Consider the following 20858-nt stretch of genomic DNA (forward strand, 5'->3'; position numbering starts at 1 on the left):
AGCCCATTACAAACATCAAAAATACAAATGAACAATAACAGCATAAATAGTCACAAACTGTCTAATTATGTTGAATAACTTAACGTTACCTGCATAAAGTCATCTCGACTAACAACATATTTTTAACATTAAGTTTCGTTATTTATTTTATTTTTAGCGCTTTACTTATATTTTTTGATTAGTAATTTTAACGCTAGAGCGACTGTTCGACTTATTTTTGAGGAGCGATGCCACAACCGCTGATGCCATCACAACGATTAAGAATGTGAGTGACCACGTTGTCGGAATCTCATACTCTGTTCCCACCAATAACATCTTTACACCGATAAACATCATGATCACCGATAATGCTGGTTTTAAGTACACAAACTTGTCTAACATCGCTTGCAGAACAAAGTACAAAGATCGCAAACCCAACAGTGCAAACACGTTCGCGGCTAAGACTAAAAATGGCTCTCGTGTTACCGCGAATATGGCTGGGATAGAATCCAGTGCAAACATTACGTCCATCACTGCAATTACACCGACTACGATCAGCATTGGTGTTGCCACCCACTTACCAGCTTGCTTTAAGATTAAGTGATTTCCTTGGTAATCATTCGTAACTGGCAATATTTTGCGAATAAACTGCTCAGGATATGGGTTAACCTCCTCTGCTTCACCTTTGTCGCGAGCAAGCTTAATACCTGTCCAAATAAGGAATGCGGCAAAGAGGTACAACACCCAGTGGTACTGCGCAAGTAACTGAGCACCAACCGCAATCATGATAGCCCGTAGAACTAACGCACCAATCACGCCCCAAAGCAGCGCTCGCGGACGCAAATGCTCCGGCACACTGTATTGTGCAAAGATGATGGCAAACACAAACAAGTTATCCACGCTTAGCGACTTCTCTAGTAAGTAGCCTGTTAAGAATGAAACCGTTGCTTTATCGTTCGTATAAGTGCTGTGCGGTGCGTAAAAGTCCCAGAATAAATAGATAGAACCTGCAAAAACAAAGGCAAGTAAGAACCAGAAAACACTCCAAAGGATGGCTTTTTTCATCGTTATAACGCCACCACGCGTTTGATAGATATCAAGCGTAACAAGAACAAGCGTAAAAAGGCCAAAAGCGCCATACATCGCTAATGACTCTTGAAGTGGTGCCGATTGGCTCAATTGGGTGGTACTTTCGATAAGAGACATGCTTCCTCCCATGGCGGAAGGACATGAGTTTGGTGACCTTCCGCAGACAATAACAACAAGCAGTCACATAGTAATCATGTGCTGCCAGTCAATGAATGCGTTGGTCTCGTTGAAGTGTCGGCGTGGATGAATCACGCAACACCTTTACTTACCGGATAAGCTGATGCTTAACGAGATGACGATAAGTAAACTTGCGCTAACTACTCCCCAAACGCCGCAATGATAACGCCGAATGTAACGCTTTCCAACAAAAAAACTTTGTCTAATCGAAATAAAATTCTTATTAAAAATCAGAAAGAAATATAAAAACAAAGGAATTGGTTCAACCACGTGAACTTTTGTTATTAGATGTAAAGATCAGCAAGTGACTCAAGGTGATACATTTAAGAGTCAGAGCGATGTCTCTGAGAACATAGACACAAAAAAGGAGCATAACTGCTCCTTTCCTAACTTCCGTGTTATTAGCAATTCAAAAACCGCTCAAAGGTACAAAGTAAACTAACGTTGACCAAATTGCGACCCAAGCAACCACCACTGCCGTATCTGTCCAATCTTTATTCCACATACTGCCACCCTCATCATCGCATGTAGCAATTGAAAGACAGCAAAATCGATACCAATATCTACTACCTGTGTTGCTGTGTATAAAGTTTGTGACTTTGATTCAAGCAGTTTGGCTCATCGGTCAGAAGTTCAATAAAACAGTCTGCCATGGATAAGTTGGTTACACGCCCCTCGCCTTTCATCTCCAGTAGCGCATCGTAACCTTCTTTCCCTTTCATGGTATAAGCGGAGGAAGTGCCTCGATACCAGGTGTCGTCTTGAACGTCGACCCATTGTTGACCATCAAAAATTGCTAATGACTGAATTCTTTCACCTTTAGGGGCATCAGCTCGGTACTCAAAGTTTAAATTGTAAGTGTATGGATAACTGCCAGAGCCAGTACCTTCCACATCATTGTTGAGTGCATTGTTTATGGCGCCTTCAAGTGCTCGGCGAATAGCACTGCCTCTTACGTCGTAAAAGCCGATCGGAACGGCAAAAGGCAACAATCGTCCGGCAATATCTGCCACTGTGATGTTGCCAGGATTCAATGATGTTCGCACGCCACCCGCATTATGAATCGCAAATTGAACCTCATGTCCGCGTTTATTTAGGCTGTACAAAAATGAACGAGCAACAGAAGAAGCCAGCTCGCTCTCACCAAACTCATCTGGGATTCGCACATGACGCTTTTTGGTGTCAATACTGGCAATGACTTGTGACTGTAACTGCCTTACCCGAGGGATGTATTTATCACTTAGGATTGCTTGAGTCTCCGGGTGTTTCTTACAGACCACCACATTAGGTTGGCCATGGATAAAGTCACATGCGGTTTCGAATACGCCTTGGTCAAGCTGTTGATTTAGTGTCGAGTCCCAAAAAATACGTCGGCCAAGTAACAGTTCATTTTGACCACTCAGCATGGTTGCTTTGCCGTTTTCATCAAATTCAATGACGCAGTGCCCCATGGTCAAAGCATGAAAGCCCGCTTGCACAACGTAGGTATCTTTTACTTTGACACCATAAGGATCATCTTGCCCTAAACCTATTGATGAGAAATCGCCTTGCAGTCGGTGGCTATGTCCACCAACAATAATACCAATCCCCTCAACTTGTTCAGCCAACTCTAAATCGCCTTCATAACCTAAGTGGCTTAGAAGAATGATATTTTTAATACCAGAGGAGTGAATTTGTTTTACGGTCGCCTTAGCGGTTTCAATTGCAGACTTAAATGGCGTATCTGCATCTGGGTTCGCGATATCGCTCATTTTATCAATGGATAATCCGAAAATCGCAACCTGCTCACCATGAAACTCTTTGACGATGTATTGTGCGCTTTGTGTCTCCGTTTGATAGCTATACACGTTGTTGCTATCGCTGACTCGGTGAGGCTTTTGAAGCGATTCATTTGATAGATCCCAGTTACCAGCAAGCAATGGAAACTGAGTGCGTTGACAGAATAAGGCAACAGGTTCATTACCCATATCCAATTCATGGTTGCCTAACGCCATCGCATCAATCTTTAATGCATTCAACAAATCGGCGTTGGCTTTACCTTTAAATAATGAGAAATAAAGTGTGCCTTGGAAACAGTCTCCAGCATGGAGAAATAACATCCCATGCCCTTGACGTTGAGCGTCGTCTCGTAGCTGCTCTACTCGGGTTGCGATGCGAGAAAACCCGCCAGCACTCACGTATGGCTCTAACGTGAGTTCTTTGTTGATCTTAAGCTTTAACTGTAATGACGTTGGCTCAAAGTAGGAATGTGTGTCATTGATGTGTGCCAGTTTGATTCTCACTGGCTTATGATTGTTATTCATCTTCATCTTCTCTCTTTTCATTCCTTATAATAATAAGAAGTGAATCATGACAGAATCATGAATTTTATGAAACTGTGATTTTTTGATTTCATGTTTAAGTGATCACGATGCTATCTACACTACTTTTGAAAGCAAGCGTCGCTTGTTGCGGTCTCTATTCAGTAAGGGGCTCTCGTAATTTTGTGAACTGAGCTTAACTCCAATATTTCGAATTAATATATGCTTAGGAGTAGCAAAATAACTCTCTATAATTCAAATAATTGCAAGGAGGATTGAGATGAGACTAGAACGCATCGAAATCTCCGGGTTTAGAGGCATCAAACGCCTTTCACTCTCTTTTGACGAACTCACTACGCTCATCGGTGAGAACACGTGGGGCAAATCATCATTGCTCGATGCCCTTTCTATCGCGCTACCTGCTAATGGCTCATTATATCAATTCGAACTAAAAGATTTTCACGTTGATTACTCAATTTCTCATCCACAAACCCAACACTTGCAGATCATTGTTTGCTTTAAAGCACAAGACAAGAACGAAGTAAAAGCTGGGCGTTATCGACGGATAAAACCTGCATGGTGCACAAACGAGGATGGTGAGCAGGTCATTTACTATCGAATTAGTGCGTCTCGCGACGAGTATGATATTAAAACTGAATACGCATTTTTGGATCATAACGGCAAGCCGAAGAAACTGCACCACTCTGAGAAACTCGCTGTAGAGTTGATGACTCTTCACCCTGTTATCCGCCTACGAGACTCCCGACGCTTCCCAGATTTAAACCACGTCAACGGCGACAGCAAAAATGCTCGGATTGAAAAACGAATCAATAACACCTGTCGACGGCTATTGGCGATGCCTGGGCACGTAAACAAGGGTGAGATTCGCAGTAGTCTCGATTCAATGCAAACACTTGTCGAACACTATTTTGCGTTCCGCAGCGTCAGCAAAGGTAACCCACGAAAACCTCGTGATGGTCTTTTTTATACAAGCCCTTCCTCTGATAAAGGATTAAGTCAATTCCTTAAGGAAACAAATGATAAACAAAGCCGCTTGCTTTTAATGGGGCTTCTCAATGCTTACCTTCAAGCAAAAGGCCCTACCGATTTAAGACGCTGCGCAAGACCGATACTGATCATCGAAGACCCGGAAGGCCGACTACACCCGACTCATCTCGCTAGAGCGTGGTCATTATTGCAGTTGTTGCCAATGCAAAAGATTTTAACTACCAACAGCGGTACGTTACTTGGCTCGGTTCCACTTTATTCAATCCGGCGTTTGATTCGCTTGTCAGACCGAACCATTGCCAAGAGCTTAAACTCTGCCAAGTTTGGTAGAGATGAGTTACGCCGAATTGGTTTCCACATTCGTTTTCATCGCTCAGGGGCGTTGTTTGCACGGTGTTGGTTGCTCGTAGAAGGCGAAACTGAAGTTTGGTTATTTCATGAACTGGCTCGTCAATGCGGATATGACTTAGCTGCGGAAGGAGTTCAAATCGTTGAATTTGCGCAGTCAGGGCTGAAATCACTGATCAAAGTAGCAAAAGAGTTCGGTATCGACTGGCATGTTGTTACCGATGGTGACCCGGCAGGTAAAAAGTACGCGCATGCCGTGAGAGCGCAACTCGATCATGATCAGGAAAGGCATAGACTTACAGAGTTACCTGATCGAGATATCGAACATTTTCTATACAATCATGGGTTTGAACTTTTCTTTAAGGACATCATCAAAGTTCCTCATGATCACCCTATCCCAGCTAAAAAAGTCGTCAACCGTGTTTTGAAAAAGCATGCAAAACCGGACTTAGCTTTGGCCATTGTATCTCACTGTGAAGAGAGAGGTATGGAATGCATTCCTGTACTTCTGCGTTGGACACTTAAGCGCGTTGTCACCATGGCAAACGGCAATACATGAGTTAGAGTATTTCACACTCACACCTTGCCTTGTAAAACAAAAAAAGCACACCAAATTGGTGTGCTTGTATCAAACATCATTAATTTTGATTAAAGGTATTGAGAGGGATAAAACTCAATACACAGTGGATACAAATAAGATCGGGGGTTCACTACTGTGCTTGCTCAGCAAGCGTAGAAGAAGTAGTGCTTGATTTCGTATGCAACCAAAGTCCAGTCGCTTTCATTAGATAACCAAACACACCACCTAGCAGCAAAGATGGAATGACAAGTTGCCAGTTTCCATCAGCGGCAAATGTTGCGCAGGAACCAATAAAAGTGCCTGGAATGTACGCGAGCCAAGCCTGTTTCGCTTGAATACACATGAAAAATGCCACAATAGCGGTAATCACATAACCGATAATTTCCAAACCAACGTAAGTTGAACCGTGGATAATTACCATTGCCCAGAATACACCCGTCATATTAGTGATTAAGCTGATACCAAGTCCTTTCAATCCACTAGTTGGCGCAGCAAAGTAGCTCGTGCAACCTAAAAAACCAGCCCAAGAAAGCAAACCTAAAGAAATGGCGATCCAACCCCATACGCCAGATAAAATTCCTGTAGTGATAGAGATAGCTAAAAGTGTCGTCATGGTAGTCGTACCTGCTTGGCTATTATCGTACCCATATGGCTCAATAACTGCCTTCATACATTGAAATCAAGGACACATGTTAGATACATCAGCCTTGTTTATCGGTGATAATGATCACAATAAGGTTATAACAATTTCATGACTTGCACTAAAAGTTTGACGCAACCGATAAATCAACAGATTTAGGGAATGAGTATTTCTAGTGCTAGGTAAAAAGGATGTGTGTTGGATAGCTCCAATAGGTCACTCCAGCAAGCTTTAACGAGACTGGGAAGCTAATATCGGCGTGTAGAATCATGGGTCACCAAGTGAGTGCATAAAAGCTCCTAAATCACACTTGTTCTTCGAAGTTCAGTATACTGTACATAGAAATATGCCACTCCCAATTAAGCGAGTGGCATTGCTGTGCTTCTAGAGTTTATTGCGTGTATTGAGTAGTAACTTACAATACCGAAGGCTTACCTTTCATCATGCGCAGACCTTCTCGTTTAATGCAGTCGACTAGTGGGTTTTCTGCCATATCAGCTCGCCATATAAATGAAAGTGTCCTTTCCATTTTTAGCTCGGGCACATTTAACGCAACAAGATGACCCGCTTCTATATATCGCTCTACATCTAAATACGGTAAACAAGTAAGGTACTGGCCGTTAGCAACTAAACTGCGTAACACCGGAACGTGCTCGTACTCTCGCCACACATCCAAATCTTCAATTAGATGATGAATAGAGCTATCAAATGTTTTTCGTGTGCCAGAGCCATGCTCTCTCAACACCCACTTCGCTTGTTCTAACTGCGCGAGGCTTACAGATTGATTGCGAGCAAAAGGATGATGAGATGCAGCGACAACAGTAAGATGGTCTCGGCACCAGACTTCTTGGTGCAAACGGTTATCGTCACAACGCCCCTCGATGATCCCTAAGTCATATTTATAATCTAATACACCATCAATAACCCCTTTTGTACTCTGCACACCAAGGGAAATACGCATTTCTGGAAAGTCATTATCAATGATACTGATAAGGTCTGGAACCAGATGCTCTGCCGGAGTTTGACTCGCGCCCATGCGAATCTCACCGCTTAACAAATGTTGCTCATAAAAGCCCATTTCAATCTGCAGTGCGTCTTGTAATAAGCGTTTTGCTTTTGGTCGTAGCCACATACCCCAATGGGTTAACGCCATTTGCTTGCCCTGCCTCTCAAATAAAGGCCTGCCAAGCATTTTTTCTAATTGCGCAAGCGACATACTTGTCGCTGATTGTGTCAAAGCCAGTTTCTCTGCGGCCTGGCTTACACTGCCGGTATCTGCAACTGCGTCAAAAACCGCTAATTGCTTAAGTGAGTAGCGCAAAGTGTCCTCCATTATTGGTGAGTATTTTTCATACCCTCACAATCGTTAAAAACATGCCCCAATAAGCAATAGAGTTCATTTTACCTAGCCGCATAAAGTTATCAATTAATTTGATGAGGTTTCTAAATATTATCAATTTTACCTACCAAACCCTTCTCCTTATTCTGACTGTGCGGTTCGGGAACACCGCAAGCCTCAATGACTTTGAGACTGAAGTCATTGAGGCTTCTAAATAAAAACAACAATTTCATTTTTGAGTTAATAACCAAGGAATTTTTATGCGATTACAAATTAAGGAGTCAATATGGCGGTGACCAGCTCTCAAAATCACCAGTACTTTTCTCCAAAAGAAATGATGGCTGAAGCGGAAAAATTTGCGTTAAGTAAAGCAAACAAAACCAGCAGTATGACACTGAGTCTTGCCATCATGGCGGGCGCGTTCATTGGATTGGCGTTCTTGTTTTACATCACGGTGACTACTGGCAGCGCTGGCGCTGGTTGGGGCTTAAGCCGTCTTGCTGGCGGATTAGCATTTAGTATGGGCTTGATCCTCATCGTGATCTGCGGTGGTGAACTATTTACCAGCTCAGTTCTTTCCAGTATCTCATGGGCCAATAAGCAAATCTCGTTCGGAAAAATGCTTTCTATTTGGGGCAAGGTTTACGTTGGCAACTTCATTGGTGCGATGTTCCTACTTGCGCTAGTTACTGCAGCTGGTCTTTATCAAATGGATAGCGGTCAATGGGGGTTAAATGCGCTTAACATCGCGCAGCACAAGCTTCATCACACTCTCATTCAGGCGTTTGCGCTCGGTATCCTTTGTAACCTATTGGTCTGCCTCGCGATTTGGTTAACGTTTAGCTCTGCAAATGCAATGACAAAAGCAGCAATGACAATCATGCCTGTGGCCATGTTTGTCAGCAGTGGCTTTGAACACTGTGTCGCGAACATGTTTATGGTTCCACTTGGCATTGTTATCGCTAACTTTGCACCTGAGTCTTTTTGGGCCTCCGTCGGTGTGCCCGCTTCACAGTATGCAGACTTAAATATTGGCCACTTTATTACCGCTAACTTAATTCCTGTCACGCTTGGCAACATCGTCGGCGGAGCGGTTTTAGTTGGTCTTGCAAACTGGTGTATTTTTCGCCGACCAGAACTAAAAGCAGCGAATATCTCTTCTATCACAACGACTACAACACTCTCGTCAGTTAAGGATTTCACCATGAAAAACGCATCTTTTGTTAAAGATATTATGAACCCAAAACCAGTTACCATCAGTGCAGAAACACCGATAGCAATCGCACTGGATGTGCTACTTGATAACAACGTAACTAGCGCACCTGTTGTAGACGTACAAAATCGATTGGTTGGCTTCTTCTCTGCTCACGATGTGATGGTAGAACTATGGTGTGAGGACTACATTCCGGTGAAAGACCAAAAAGTCGTCGACATCATGAGCCGCGATGTGGTCGCAATTGATGCTGGTGATCGTCTCGTTGATGTTGTCGAATTCCTATGTATCGATAAAGAGCAGTTGTACCCAACGAGCAGCATGGGCATCGCCACTCGCATGACGTCTTTATCTTTAGAAGAACGCGCAAAAAGCATCAAAGTGAGCAAGCCACAAGTACTTCCTGTACTTGAAAATGGCCAGATGGTCGGTGTTGTTACTCGTACTGAAGTATTAAAAGCACTACGCCCGATTTTTGGTGAGCGTTTAAACCTAGTAGAAAAAAACGAGTTAGAAACAGCGTAATTCATTAAACGATCGCAACGTCTGTTGGCTTTCAATCGCTGTCACTGACTGGCTTGCCAATGTTGTCGATTGTGATTGAGGTAATAAAAAAGCGCTCTTCCGTTGGAGAGCGCTTTTACTGTATCTAAAAGAAGTTCGTTACTTCTTAACGCCTTCGATATGAAGTTCCATATCAACATAACTTGAAGCACCCATTACTGGGATATCAAAGTCAGCAAGCTCGAGGCGAGTGTTACCAACGAAGCCAGCGCGCTCACCACCCCATGGGTCACTACCTGCGCCAACAAATTCAGCTTCGATAGTAATAGGCTTAGTAACACCGTGTAGCGTTAGATCACCAGTTACATCTAGCTTGCCATTGCCTTTATCAACCACTTTTGTGCTTTTAAAGGTCGCTTCGCTGTATTTGCCAGCATCAATGAAATCACCACTACGAATGTGCTTGTCACGTTCAGCGTGGTTGGAGTCTAAGCTAGTTGTATCAACAACAACACTCACTTTTGAATCAGCAATGTTGTTCTCATCAAAAGAAAAGTCACCAGAAAATGTATTGAAACGACCTTTGATGAAGCTGTAACCCAAGTGACTAACTTTAAAGTTAATTGAAGCGTGAGCACCTTTGGTATCGATGACATAATCTGCAGCTTGCGCACCAAATGGTAGTGCCATAGCGATAGCTAATCCTGTAGCGAAGAGTGACTTTTTCATTTTGAAGCTCCTAACATTTTTCTTAATGTGTTGTCTTTATCGATAAAGTGGTGTTTTAGCGCAGCAATAGCGTGCAAACCTGCTATCAGGATGACGGCCCAAGCTGCGTAGAAGTGAATTTCACCCGCTATGTCTGATTGTCCTGGGAATAACTCTCCCGCTCCTGGCACGGTAAACCAATTAAACACTTCGATACCGCGTCCATCAGACGTTGAAATGAGGTAACCTGAAACAAAGATGGTGACCAATAGTAGGTACATAACACCATGCGCCGCTTTAGCAGCAAGCACTTCGTAAGGTTTGCCTTCTACCTTTGGTGACGACGTAACATGTTTCCATACAATGCGTGCCAAAGTTAAAATAGCGAGTAAAATACCGACAGAGCGATGGTAATGTGGCGCAGTTCGATACCATTCGCTGTAATAGCTAAGGTCGACCATCCACAAACCCACTGCAAATAGACCAATAATGCACAGCGCAGATAACCAGTGCATCACGCGTGCAGTAAGGTTGTAATTCTTTACCAGTGTATCCATCTCAAGTTCCTAGATATATTCCTAAGTTAATGTTGAGCAAGAAACACTACATTAACCTATTTACGTCATATGAAACAGATTATTTACCATCATTTACATCCAGCCAATGGCACCGTATCTATCAAGTTGTTCGAATTTTTTGAAGGAACTTTAAATCGTTTATAAAACTGAAACTTACAGCTTAACTTCTTGTTCTATCTCATACAGCTCTTCGGACACTTCTAACATTCTACGTTCAACCAGTGATTTTGCATCTTCCACCCCCTTGTTGTAATAAATTGGCCCTAGTTTTTCTGTAATGAAATCAATAAGAAATTCACTATCGAACTGGCCAATCTCAACATCTAGTTCGTCCTGCATATAATCTTGAATGGCGGTTGCCAGCGTTTCTTTTTGCGCACGTTCTAACTTTATCATCTTTGCCCTTTTTCAGAATTTTGTTCTATGTGTGCTTCTATCGTCTTGCTCTCTTAAAGAGTAGGCGCGATCATTTGTGAGAAATTTGGTGTTTAGATCAAGAAGTTGCCGAAGTAAATTAGTCTATTCTCAAAAGACTATGCTAACCTTTTGCAGTTCGTTTTGTTAATTATTAAGGGATATTCTTTGCTACTCGACCTAGTGATTCAAAGTGTTAATGATTTTCAAGACGACTGTCTTAAGCTGTGTGAAAAGCATTACCCTGCGGTACATAACCAAGGCATGAGTGAGCATCATCTTGGTCTCGCGTTTTCAAGACGAATGGAACACACTTTCCGTCACTTCGGATACAACAGCGTGGTAAAACCAATTGAAGTTTTAAATACTCCGGACCTGCCTCATCACTACCGTATTTCATCTGAAATAGGCACGGTTTGGGTCCTGAGCCACCATATGGTCAGTGCGGGAAAATCTTGTCGAGAAAACTTACTCTCATCAATTACGGAATGGCAAAGCGAATATGGTTATGCACTGCAACCGAATGATCTACTCTTTTTAGTTTGTGATCATTGGATCAGTCGCAGCAAAACGAGCCGAGAGTTGCTTCATTGGTGGATGGGTGAACTGCCCGATCAGATCAACGAATACACGGAGCAAGGCATCACGCTGTACACCAGCGAATCGCAGCTCACGCAATCGTTAGACACTCGATTTGGCATTAGCCCTTGTTACATTAAGTTTGGTCATCCTTTGCGTCGCTCGAACAAACAACAGTTGGTCAGAAAATACTTACAACTGTATGCAGTACTACAATGGTAACATCAAATTGCATTAGGAAGATTGTCAGTCATTTCATCAATTTGTTTGATATCACTCGACAAATCTAATCATCTCTTACCATCATTCTTGCTTGAGTTCATGAGCCCACTTAGATTCACTGCCAATGAAATAAAAAATTAGCGCGATAGCGCTGATGTAGAAGCATTGATTTAGGTTGTTGTAACAATGATGAGCACCTCGCAACTTCTTAGTTGCATCCGCAAACAAGCCGACGGGCAATATATTGCGAAATACGCAAAGCTCACTCTTCGAAGTGTCTTTCAACCTATATATAAAAAAGATATTTCTATCGTTGGACTTGAGGCACTAGTAAGAATTACCAATGCTAATGGTGCCATGATCAGGCCAGATCAGTTTTTCCAATCAAAAACCATTGCCGCTCAAGACCTACTCAATGTTGAACGCTTAAGTCGCCTAATTCATATCAAAAACTTTGCCCAATCTCACTTTCACAATAAACACCTGTTTCTTAATGTATTACCAGAAGCAGCAAAAATACTAGCCAGAGACATCACGTACAATAGGCTGCTAAAACAAACCATTTATCAATCTCATTTAGTAAATGAACAAATCGTCATGGAGTTGCTTGAGTTGAACGTAGAAGACGAGTCCTCTTTGTCGCAAGCAGCTCGTGAGTTAAGCCAAGGCGGGTTTAAATTGGCGATCGACGATTATGGCGTCAATGCATCAACAATTGAACGAGTGAAAGGCGTTCGTCCAGACATAATAAAAATGGATCGCTCGTTAATGCTGAGATACGAAAATGGTGACTGGAAAGCTCTAGTCGATGCATTATCACTAGCAAGAACGTTGCGTTCTAAAACCGTTATCGAAGGAATTGAAACCGAGCATCAACTTAACTTAATGAAAAAACTCGGTTTCGATATGTATCAAGGATACCTACTCGCTATCCCGCAAACGTTAGACGTTTATGAAGAGGCAAAAACAGCCTGACTATGTAAGAACAAAAGTTTGTGCGGTTTAGCGAGAGTTACGTGATTTACCACGGTTCTTATGAATCGCTAATTTTGCTTTTAGCTTACGCTTCTCTGATGAACGGCTTCGACGGCGTCCACTACCATTTTTCTCAGGCTCGACTTCTTCTATAAGGCTTGGCTCGAAGCCTGCCAACCATTCTTGCGGTAGGCGTTGATCAAGCAAATTCTCGATAGCATGCAATAAATATTCTTCATCCCGACTCATTAGAGAGACAGCTAAACCTGACTTTCCTGCACGGCCAGTACGGCCTATACGGTGGACATAATCTTCGGCTTTAAATGGCATATCAAAGTTCACCACTTGCTCTAACTCTTGAATATCCAGTCCTCGTGCAGCTACATCTGTCGCAATCAACGCACGCACCTTACCTTGTTTGAACTCATCCAACGCTCTTTGACGCGCACCCTGTGACTTATCCCCGTTAATTGAAACCGCTTTTATGCCATCTAACTTAAGCTCTTTTGCTAGCTCATCGCTACCTTGCTTAGTTTTTGTAAATACAAGCACTTGCTGCCAATTTCGCGAGCCAATCAAGTACGCCAATAATTCACGTTTACGCTTTTTGTCTACCGGATAAACCATCTGTTTTACCGTTTCAGCCGTCGTGTTTGCTGGTGACACTTCAACTTCAATCGGCGATTCCATGAGTTTGTACGCAATAGTCTTGATTCGCTTTTCAAATGTCGCAGAGAACAACAGGATCTGTTTTTCGGCGGGTAAACGTCGGAAGATGCGTTGCAAGTCAGGCCAGAATCCCATATCTAACATACGGTCGGCTTCGTCTAGAACAAGCATACTGGTTTTGGAGATGTTTACGTTGCCATTAAACAGATGATCCAAAAGGCGGCCTGGTGTTGCAATCAACATATCAGCGCCCTCTTCTAACTTCCTTTTTTGTACGCCAATGCTTGTACCACCATAAACACACACAATGCGAAGTTCTGTTTGTGCAGAGTACTGATTCAAATTATCAAATACCTGCTGCGCAAGCTCGCGTGTTGGAACCAAAATCAATGCTTGAGGCGTACCGTTGAGTTTCTTTTGCTGAACGGTTTGTATAATAGGTAAACCAAACGCAGCTGTTTTCCCCGTACCAGTTTGTGCAGCAGCAAGTAAGTTCTTTCCTTCAAGGACATGTGGAATAGACTTTTCTTGCACTGGTGTTGGCGTCACGATATTTAGATTGCTTAGCGTCTCGATTAGCTTTTGTTCAATGCCTAAGTCAGCAAAATTAACAGACATGTGTAACCTCATTATTTTTGGAGCGCAGAGTTTACCAGAGCCCCAATAGCCATACTACTTTTCTATCTCATTGGGCTGAATCAATAAGATGTTGCTGAAAATCATACGACTGACGTAAAACGTCTCGATAGAGTGTCGAGAACTTCTCTTCCAATAATGTGTAATCACTCTCAATCACTTTAAATGTTGTAGTAAGGTCAGCCATTCTCGGGCTTCTTTGCGACATTCGATGTAATGCAAATTCGATATTATCCAGGTCTTGGTATGACTGAAGCCATCGACCGTGCCACATCCGGCTGTGGAGCACCAAAAAACGCGGCGGCAAATGTTCATTAACGTCACGGTTTACTCGCTCGTATGCCGAATCAACAAAGTGTTCGAGAGATACGGCATAAAAGTCGTTCCAGTGTTTTGCGAGACAATGGTCCCAGAACATATCGAGAGCGATAGGGGCAAAGCGCCGCGCAGTACCTTTGAAGTGAGGTTTGCATTCGTTAACAATAGGATGGTGATCGGTAATGCGGTCAACAAATCTATGCAATTTGATGCCGTTCGAGATATCACATTCATACAGCTTGCTTGGATCTCCTTTTACGAAGTCTCCAAGCAAGTTTCCCAATAAATGGCTGTTACAGTGGTCTGCGATATGCAGGTGGGCTAGAAAGTTCATCCGACGCCAGTTTTGGCCTTTAAGGCTTGGTGTGACATGAACCTAGTATAACGTCTATTACGACGAGATGAGAATGTTCCGCTATTCGGCTTCGTTGTCTGAGCCAACGTATTCCGACAAGATAATGCCAATTTCAAGCGCATCTAGCAGCTCTAGGCTCTCATCGTTTTGGTATTGGTCGCTCATTGTGACCTCCTTTATTTTAAGCTCTCTTGCTTGTACTTGCTGACGGCTTGGCCTTGCCATTTCCACGTCAACAACTCCTTTTTATAGTCTTTATATGACACATTCATGACAGCGAGAAGTAAAGATTTAAAAACCTATGAGCAGAATCAAAAGTAAACGTTTGCAACCAGATTTCATATCTACTTTAGCACTTCATAGAAATAGCTCTTTTATCAATATTTATGTCAATTTAAAGATATAACATACCGTTATAGGCGTCCTTAGATCTCATTTCTTAAACTAAATTTAGTTTTCGTTACATATTTTGCTGATTAACTTCGCATATTTTGTTTCGATATAGCAATAGATTTGGTCAATATCTTTTATCTCTAATGGAGCTTTAAATGAGAGAAGTTGAGTTTAGAACGATAGACAGGCTGTTTATCAAGATGTCTATCAACGACAAAATGTGGGTTATATTCCTGCTGTTTTTAGTAGCCCTCACTTCTGTGGCTGGAAGCCGCTACTTCAATGAAATACAACAATTTAAACAACAAGCGATTTCTGCTAGCGAAGCGAAACTTTCTGGTATTGTTGACACTCAACCAGGTCATGTTCCACAAATTGACGGCGTATCGAAATCAAGTCGCGTAAGCGAGAGCTCTTTTGTTGATGGCTCTGTCACCGCTTATGCAAAGTTGCATTCTGGCGAAGTGATTAAGTTGACTCAAAACGTATCCGCGCAATACGAATCTGCAAAGTCGTCAGCCTTAACCTCTCTGTTACTCAGCTTTTTATGGGTTGTTCCTTTTGCCCTTTTCTCTTACTGGGTTGCGACCTTTATAGGAGGCGCCCTGTGGGTTTTATATACGACAACCGAAAAAATTGGTGAAGGTGATTTAACCTCTCGCCTTGGTTTTCATCCTGGCCGAGACGAGTTTGGCACCATTGGTTGCGCGTTAGATAAATCTATGGACACCTTAAGTGAACTGGTTAACAGTGTGAAAAATAATGCGGCTACATTGAGTGAGACATCTTCTGCATTCGAAAAAGATATGCAGTTGAGCGAAACGCAGATATCTCATCAATATCAAACACTCGATTCCGTCGCGACAGCAATGGAAGAAATGACAGCCTCTGCAAAAGAAGTATCCAGCATTTCCCAACAAGCGACGATGCAATCCGATCAGGATGCTCAAAAGATCGAGCTAAGCAGAAATCGCGTGCAAAATGTGATTGGAGAAATTGAGACGTTATCCAGCTATATTGAACAGGCTTCCACCTCAGTAACCAATTTAAATGAAAACACGACGCAGATTAATGACGTTATCACAACGATCAATGCCATTTCAGAACAAACCAACCTATTGGCTCTGAATGCGGCAATTGAAGCAGCACGCGCTGGTGAACAAGGTCGTGGATTTGCTGTGGTTGCTGATGAGGTGCGTACATTGGCAAGCCGAACTCAACAGGCAACAGTAGAAATTCAAGCCATGATTGAGAAACTACAAACCGAGAGCCAGAACATTGCTTCAATCACTGACCGAACCGTTCAACAAGCGCAAACCAGTAGCCAGCTTATTGATGAAATTGGTCATGATGTGACGTCTATTGCTGAATCCGCACGCTCATTGATGGACATGAGTATCCAAATTTCCACCTCAGCAGAAGAACAAAGCGCAGTCGCCAACGATATTGCATCTGAGCTTTCAGAAATTCGCAGCCAGTCGAGCACAATCAGAGAAGTTGCAGAGCAATCTACCGTAGGGGTAGCTAATCTCACTCAGGCGTCAGTGTCTCTTGGTGAGGTATTACAACGCTACCGCACAGCATAACTTTGCAGCATTTATGATCAACAAGGGCTCCTCAGGAGCCCTTTTCTTTAAACCGTTTTCAGCCGTTATCGTCGATATTTTCTACTACACACAAGTGGATATTTGAAGTGAATCTCAAGTTCTCGCTGTACCTGATGAAATAATGTTCATAAACAAAGCGTTCCGCTATGCTTAATCCTGCCAATTCCAATTTGCTGCTGGAAAACAATATGAATAATTACAAAGATACAAAAGACATCGAAAACCTAAGTTGCCCTCTCTGCCAGGGGGATGAATATCTCATTTCATCGGATGGAGAGAAATTCACATGCGCTGCTTGCGGATTTCATACAAAAAGCTTCTCATCCATCCAATGCCTACATCAAACCCCTTACCTACAGTCCAAACTTAAACATATCCATAGCTTAAGTACGGTGTGCCATTAAGAGATTAAACAGAGCAGCTAAATAGCTGCTCTTTTAATTCATCTAAATGTTGAATGCGAATTACGCGTTCATCATCAACACGATTGATTGCCTCACCATTAAATAGCTGTACGGTTTTAATGCCAGCGTTTAATCCCGCTTCTACGCCTTTAGGTGTGTCATCAATATAAAGACAGTCGCTCGGTAAAAAGCCCATGCTCATTGCACTGTACATAATTAAGTCAGGTTCAGGCTTCCAACTATTCGCATCGAATGCAGAGAACACTTTCCCCTGGAAAGCATCGAGCAATCCTGTTAACTCCAATGCGTATTCTATTTTATCTTTCGGCCCATTGGACGCGACACAATATTCGATATTATGCGAATCTAAAAACTGAATTAATCGCTTTGCGCCATCCATCGGCTGTAAGTGGCGAACAAAAAGAGACTGGACTTCTTCACGGTATTGCGGCTCTAAGACATCAATAGGGACTTTGATATCTTTCAGCTCTTTAGTATCTAAAAGGATGTCAGCGAGCTTTCCTCCTTTAAAATGAGAAACGCACTCTTCCATCGTTAATTCTGCGCCATGCAGGTTAAATACATTGACGAGAGCTTGGCAACACAATCGTTCACTATCGACCAACGTACCATCACAATCAAATATCACGCACTTAATATTGGTAATTGCCATAGCCATCTCCAGACATCTTAAAGGCTAATGCCCTAGCTGATTTTAAAAATGTTGGCTTAATCTTATTTAAGTTTGGGATTGTTGAAACGACGAGCTTGGCATTTCATGGAAATAGAGGGGAGCAATTACAGTTTTTCTAAGCAAGATCACCTATCGTCATCTTGCTTTGCTTTTTATGCATTTGAGTGCGCAAATTAGCTTTCAATAATCACCGAATCTAAAAGCTTGTGTTCGGTACTTAGTCTTTTAGCAAGATCCGCCACAAACGAACTCTTGTATTTTGATTCAGAAATCGCGACATCAGAGATAAGCGTGTTTCCTTCAAGGTGGCTAATAATAGCGGCACCAATTGGAGCTCCAGATTTAAAACCAACATATAATTCAAAATCTGGCGTTAGAATTATCTGAGTGAGATATTCCACAATCATATCTTTATCGTACTGTTGATCCCAACGCTGAGACTGCAGGACAGAAAACATGATAGTAAGTCGGTGAAAATCGACCAGAAAAATATCGTCAGAGCTAAATTCAGAATTACTCTCAAGTAGCGTGTCTTTGTCGACCACTTGATAGGTTGCTTGTTCTAGTGCTTTGAAATAGACATCACGCCCTTTCAGACTCTCTGGTGTTGGAAATTCAACTTCAACCAGATCATACAGCCATGTATTTTTACGCTCGATACTGGCTAACTGTTGTTCATTCATTTTGATACCTTAGTTGCAAAACGAAATGTGCAAAGTGTTTCATTCTCACATAGAGTGAAGCTTAGACAGAGCGACAAGCGATATAAAGTCATATTGGGAGAAAGTATGGTCACTCTAACTCATCATTTCGTTTAGAGCAGTACATTAGCATGAAGCCCACAACAAACCTAGCGTACGTAGACCTTTCCTTGGCTAAATTTTGTTTTAGTTGCAAACCTCTGATAGATTTCATCAATATCTTTCCTAGTTAAGGACAAAAATAATGAAAAAGATGCTGTTAAGTGCATTGCTTGCTACTACGCTGGTTGGTTGTTCAGATAACGATGTTGCTGATGTAGGACTCGGTTGGTTTACTTTGAAAGACATCAAAGTAGGTGAATTAAAAGACGAGGTTGTCACGGGGGTAACGTGTCATATAGCTTCTATCGAAGCCGATTTTAGCTTAGCGGATCCAAGTGACAGCTCAATATCATGTCGTCAGACAGGCGAAATCACGCCGGAAATGATTGCAAAAATAGATAAAAGTAAGTCTGGCGAAATTGTATTTAAGAAGTCAAAAAGTATTTTCTTCAAAACAATGAAGGTTCGCCGAATTTATGATGCAGACAACCAAACCTTACTCTACCTGTCTTACACAACAAAAGAGACAGACGGTAGCTTTAAGCACAGCCTATCGACGGTTCCACTTTGGGGCACCAAGGCTTACGTTGAGCCAACTGAAGTGAAAAAGTAACGCAGCTAATTTTGGGTAGCTCCAAGCTCGTTGTTAAAGAGAATAACCGATCAACAATCTGAAAAGCGACCAATTGCAGTACTATAAGCATCAGTAATTTAGGCTATCTTGGTCGCAATTTCTCCAGCTCGCTGATTTTTTCAGCGGGCAAACTTCTTTGTAATAAAACGCCACGATTTTCATTTTTTTGTGATACAATCCCGCCTCTTTTTTTTCTCACTCAAGAACAAGCATGAAGTTTCCTGGTCAGCGTAAATCTAAACACTACTTCCCAACTCACGCTCGAGATCCATTAGTAAACCAAATCCGACAAGCGCCTAAGCTATATCGCCCAACTATTGTTGGTGTCGGTCAAACCATCGTAGATATCGAAGCGCGTGTAGATGATGCGTTTTTAGAAAAATACAACCTAAGTAAAGGACATTCACTCGTTCTTGAAGAAAGCAAAGCAGATGCACTTTACGAAGAACTGGTTGAGCAAGGCCTAATCACACACCAATACCCAGGTGACACGATTGGCAACACGCTCCACAATTACTCAGTATTGGCGGATAGCAAATCCGTTTTGCTCGGTGTGATGTCCAAGAACATTCAAGTTGGTTCTTTTGCTTACCGTTACCTTTGCCGCACCTCTTCACGCATGAACCTCAACCACCTACAAACGGTAGATGGTCCTATTGGTCGTTGTTATACCCTGATTTCTCAAGATGGCGAACGCACATTTGCTATCAATGAAGGTCACATGAACCAACTACTTCCGGAAAGCATTCCTGAAGAGATCTTTGAGAAAGCATCAGCTCTAGTTGTTTCTTCTTACCTAATGCGCGGTAAAGAAGAGGATCCAATGCCGAAAGCGGTACAAAAAGCGATCGACTTTGCCAAGAAGCACGATGTCCCTGTTGTACTGACTTTAGGCACAAAGTATGTTATCGAAGGTAACGCGCAATGGTGGCAAGAGTACATTCGCGAGAACATATCTGTTGTTGCAATGAATGAAGAAGAAGGCGCGGCATTAACAGGCGAAACAGAACCGCTAGCGGCTGCTGATAAAGCACTTGAGTGGGTTGATCTTGTTCTATGTACTGCTGGGCCAAATGGCCTATACATGGCAGGTTACACCGACGAAAAAGTAAAACGAGAAACCACACACGACATTCTTGAAGGTTCAATTGAAGCCTTTAATCAATACGAATTTAGTCGTGCGATGCGTAAAGGAGATTGTGAGAAGCCAATGAAGGTATACTCTTACATTGGTCCTTACCTAGGTGGTCCACTAGAGATTAAGAACACCAACGGCGCAGGTGATGCGGCGCTTTCTGCTTTACTGCATGATATGGCTGCAAACTCTTTCCATCAAAAAGAAGTGCCTAACTCAGAAAAGCACGAAGTACGCTGTTTGACTTACTCATCACTTTCTCAGATCTGTAAATATGCAAACCGAGTAAGCTATGAAGTGTTGACGCAACACTCTCCTCGCCTATCGCGAGCACTTCCTGAACGAGAAGATAGCTTAGAAGAAACTTACTGGGATCGTTAAGATCACAGCTTTAAATCTAAAAATACATCAAGGTCACCATTTGGTGGCCTTTTTGTTTTGATCTGGCGCAGTAATTAGTAGATTTTGTTAGTATGTAGCACAGTATAGAGCAGTAAACTCTTTACATACCTAATCGAAACCGTACCATCACCGAGCAAACGTTTGCCCAACAATAA

General features: G+C 42.4%; 18 protein-coding genes. 7 read left to right on the forward strand and 11 right to left on the reverse strand.

Annotated features, from left to right (window positions below):
- Positions 1-165: 165 nt before the first annotated feature.
- Positions 166-1185 (reverse strand): TerC/Alx family metal homeostasis membrane protein, encoded by a 1020-nt coding sequence (locus ACHFJ9_RS01265; RefSeq protein WP_395354859.1) that lies wholly within the window; start codon positions 1183-1185, stop codon positions 166-168.
- 626 nt (positions 1186-1811) lie between these two features.
- The gene (locus tag ACHFJ9_RS01270) at positions 1812-3554 is read right to left on the reverse strand and encodes a bifunctional metallophosphatase/5'-nucleotidase (RefSeq protein ID WP_395354861.1); all 1743 of its coding nucleotides are present in this window, start codon (positions 3552-3554) and stop codon (positions 1812-1814) included.
- Positions 3555-3825: 271 nt separating this feature from the next.
- Here ACHFJ9_RS01270 and ACHFJ9_RS01275 point away from each other — a divergent pair, with 271 nt between their 5' ends.
- Positions 3826-5460: an ATP-dependent endonuclease gene (locus tag ACHFJ9_RS01275; protein ID WP_012842315.1), complete on the forward strand. Its 1635-nt coding sequence runs from the start codon at positions 3826-3828 to the stop codon at positions 5458-5460.
- A 151-nt stretch (positions 5461-5611) separates the two neighbouring features.
- Here the strand turns inward: ACHFJ9_RS01275 and ACHFJ9_RS01280 are convergent, their stop codons facing one another.
- Together ACHFJ9_RS01280 and ACHFJ9_RS01285 are read right to left on the reverse strand one after the other, a co-directional pair.
- Positions 5612-6094, reverse strand: a complete 483-nt coding sequence (locus ACHFJ9_RS01280) for a DUF1097 domain-containing protein (protein WP_005395520.1) — start codon at positions 6092-6094, stop codon at positions 5612-5614.
- Positions 6095-6536: 442 nt separating this feature from the next.
- A complete protein-coding gene (locus ACHFJ9_RS01285) occupies positions 6537-7442 on the reverse strand; it encodes a LysR substrate-binding domain-containing protein (RefSeq protein WP_005395522.1) in 906 nt (301 codons plus the stop codon).
- A 304-nt stretch (positions 7443-7746) separates the two neighbouring features.
- Between ACHFJ9_RS01285 and focA the strand changes: the two genes are divergently transcribed.
- Positions 7747-9198 carry a formate transporter FocA gene (gene focA, locus ACHFJ9_RS01290; protein ID WP_012842317.1) on the forward strand — a complete coding sequence of 484 codons (1452 nt, stop codon included), beginning with the start codon at positions 7747-7749 and terminating at the stop codon, positions 9196-9198.
- A 138-nt stretch (positions 9199-9336) separates the two neighbouring features.
- On the opposite strand, the gene ACHFJ9_RS01295 is transcribed toward focA, so the two are convergent.
- The 3 genes from ACHFJ9_RS01295 to ACHFJ9_RS01305 all read right to left on the reverse strand — a co-directional run bounded on the left by ACHFJ9_RS01295 (position 9337) and on the right by ACHFJ9_RS01305 (position 10859).
- Complete coding sequence (locus ACHFJ9_RS01295) at positions 9337-9906, reverse strand: YceI family protein (protein WP_395354864.1); 570 nt, start codon at positions 9904-9906, stop codon at positions 9337-9339.
- Positions 9903-10442 (reverse strand): cytochrome b, encoded by a 540-nt coding sequence (locus tag ACHFJ9_RS01300; protein ID WP_048625024.1) that lies wholly within the window; start codon positions 10440-10442, stop codon positions 9903-9905. The genes ACHFJ9_RS01295 and ACHFJ9_RS01300 overlap by 4 nt, the downstream gene beginning before the upstream one ends.
- A gap of 174 nt (positions 10443-10616) precedes the next feature.
- Complete coding sequence (locus ACHFJ9_RS01305; protein WP_005395529.1) at positions 10617-10859, reverse strand: DUF2164 domain-containing protein; 243 nt, start codon at positions 10857-10859, stop codon at positions 10617-10619.
- A gap of 186 nt (positions 10860-11045) precedes the next feature.
- On the opposite strand from ACHFJ9_RS01305, the gene ACHFJ9_RS01310 reads away from it, so the two are divergent.
- Positions 11046-11678 carry a hypothetical protein gene (locus ACHFJ9_RS01310; protein WP_005395531.1) on the forward strand — a complete coding sequence of 211 codons (633 nt, stop codon included), beginning with the start codon at positions 11046-11048 and terminating at the stop codon, positions 11676-11678.
- Between the two features lie 186 nt (positions 11679-11864).
- Positions 11865-12653 carry an EAL domain-containing protein gene (locus ACHFJ9_RS01315; protein WP_203347439.1) on the forward strand — a complete coding sequence of 263 codons (789 nt, stop codon included), beginning with the start codon at positions 11865-11867 and terminating at the stop codon, positions 12651-12653.
- Positions 12654-12680: 27 nt separating this feature from the next.
- Here the strand turns inward: ACHFJ9_RS01315 and ACHFJ9_RS01320 are convergent, their stop codons facing one another.
- Positions 12681-13940 (reverse strand): DEAD/DEAH box helicase, encoded by a 1260-nt coding sequence (locus ACHFJ9_RS01320; protein ID WP_203342509.1) that lies wholly within the window; start codon positions 13938-13940, stop codon positions 12681-12683.
- Positions 13941-14007: 67 nt separating this feature from the next.
- The gene (locus tag ACHFJ9_RS01325) at positions 14008-14610 is read right to left on the reverse strand and encodes an ACP phosphodiesterase (protein WP_048625021.1); all 603 of its coding nucleotides are present in this window, start codon (positions 14608-14610) and stop codon (positions 14008-14010) included.
- A 569-nt stretch (positions 14611-15179) separates the two neighbouring features.
- Between ACHFJ9_RS01325 and ACHFJ9_RS01330 the strand changes: the two genes are divergently transcribed.
- Complete coding sequence (locus ACHFJ9_RS01330) at positions 15180-16610, forward strand: methyl-accepting chemotaxis protein (RefSeq protein WP_395354868.1); 1431 nt, start codon at positions 15180-15182, stop codon at positions 16608-16610.
- A 429-nt stretch (positions 16611-17039) separates the two neighbouring features.
- On the opposite strand, the gene ACHFJ9_RS01335 is transcribed toward ACHFJ9_RS01330, so the two are convergent.
- Positions 17040-17708: an HAD-IA family hydrolase gene (locus ACHFJ9_RS01335; RefSeq protein WP_005397612.1), complete on the reverse strand. Its 669-nt coding sequence runs from the start codon at positions 17706-17708 to the stop codon at positions 17040-17042.
- A 194-nt stretch (positions 17709-17902) separates the two neighbouring features.
- Positions 17903-18412, reverse strand: coding sequence for a flavodoxin (locus ACHFJ9_RS01340; protein ID WP_124007868.1), 510 nt, complete (start codon positions 18410-18412; stop codon positions 17903-17905).
- A 262-nt stretch (positions 18413-18674) separates the two neighbouring features.
- Here ACHFJ9_RS01340 and ACHFJ9_RS01345 point away from each other — a divergent pair, with 262 nt between their 5' ends.
- Positions 18675-19145 carry a CreA family protein gene (locus ACHFJ9_RS01345; protein ID WP_005397614.1) on the forward strand — a complete coding sequence of 157 codons (471 nt, stop codon included), beginning with the start codon at positions 18675-18677 and terminating at the stop codon, positions 19143-19145.
- A 232-nt stretch (positions 19146-19377) separates the two neighbouring features.
- The gene (locus ACHFJ9_RS01350) at positions 19378-20682 is read left to right on the forward strand and encodes an inosine/guanosine kinase (protein ID WP_005397615.1); all 1305 of its coding nucleotides are present in this window, start codon (positions 19378-19380) and stop codon (positions 20680-20682) included.
- Positions 20683-20858: the final 176 nt, after the last annotated feature.

Origin of the sequence: Vibrio sp. D3, from assembly GCF_043995865.1 — a bacterium.
In the GTDB taxonomy this organism is placed as follows: Bacteria; Pseudomonadota; Gammaproteobacteria; order Enterobacterales; family Vibrionaceae; genus Vibrio; species Vibrio diabolicus.

Bases quoted from the DNA above. Each gene is read 5' to 3' on its own strand.
- ACHFJ9_RS01265 (WP_395354859.1), bottom strand. From the start codon at position 1,185: ATGTCTCTTATCGAAAGTACCACCCAATTGAGCCAATCGGCACCACTT.
- ACHFJ9_RS01270 (WP_395354861.1), bottom strand. From the start codon at position 3,554: ATGAAGATGAATAACAATCATAAGCCAGTGAGAATCAAACTGGCACAC.
- ACHFJ9_RS01275 (WP_012842315.1), top strand. From the start codon at position 3,826: ATGAGACTAGAACGCATCGAAATCTCCGGGTTTAGAGGCATCAAACGC.
- ACHFJ9_RS01280 (WP_005395520.1), bottom strand. From the start codon at position 6,094: ATGACGACACTTTTAGCTATCTCTATCACTACAGGAATTTTATCTGGC.
- focA (WP_012842317.1), top strand. From the start codon at position 7,747: ATGGCGGTGACCAGCTCTCAAAATCACCAGTACTTTTCTCCAAAAGAA.
- ACHFJ9_RS01295 (WP_395354864.1), bottom strand. From the start codon at position 9,906: ATGAAAAAGTCACTCTTCGCTACAGGATTAGCTATCGCTATGGCACTA.
- ACHFJ9_RS01300 (WP_048625024.1), bottom strand. From the start codon at position 10,442: ATGGATACACTGGTAAAGAATTACAACCTTACTGCACGCGTGATGCAC.
- ACHFJ9_RS01305 (WP_005395529.1), bottom strand. From the start codon at position 10,859: ATGATAAAGTTAGAACGTGCGCAAAAAGAAACGCTGGCAACCGCCATT.
- ACHFJ9_RS01315 (WP_203347439.1), top strand. From the start codon at position 11,865: ATGATGAGCACCTCGCAACTTCTTAGTTGCATCCGCAAACAAGCCGAC.
- ACHFJ9_RS01320 (WP_203342509.1), bottom strand. From the start codon at position 13,940: ATGTCTGTTAATTTTGCTGACTTAGGCATTGAACAAAAGCTAATCGAG.
- ACHFJ9_RS01325 (WP_048625021.1), bottom strand. From the start codon at position 14,610: ATGAACTTTCTAGCCCACCTGCATATCGCAGACCACTGTAACAGCCAT.
- ACHFJ9_RS01330 (WP_395354868.1), top strand. From the start codon at position 15,180: ATGAGAGAAGTTGAGTTTAGAACGATAGACAGGCTGTTTATCAAGATG.
- ACHFJ9_RS01335 (WP_005397612.1), bottom strand. From the start codon at position 17,708: ATGGCAATTACCAATATTAAGTGCGTGATATTTGATTGTGATGGTACG.
- ACHFJ9_RS01340 (WP_124007868.1), bottom strand. From the start codon at position 18,412: ATGAATGAACAACAGTTAGCCAGTATCGAGCGTAAAAATACATGGCTG.
- ACHFJ9_RS01345 (WP_005397614.1), top strand. From the start codon at position 18,675: ATGAAAAAGATGCTGTTAAGTGCATTGCTTGCTACTACGCTGGTTGGT.
- ACHFJ9_RS01350 (WP_005397615.1), top strand. From the start codon at position 19,378: ATGAAGTTTCCTGGTCAGCGTAAATCTAAACACTACTTCCCAACTCAC.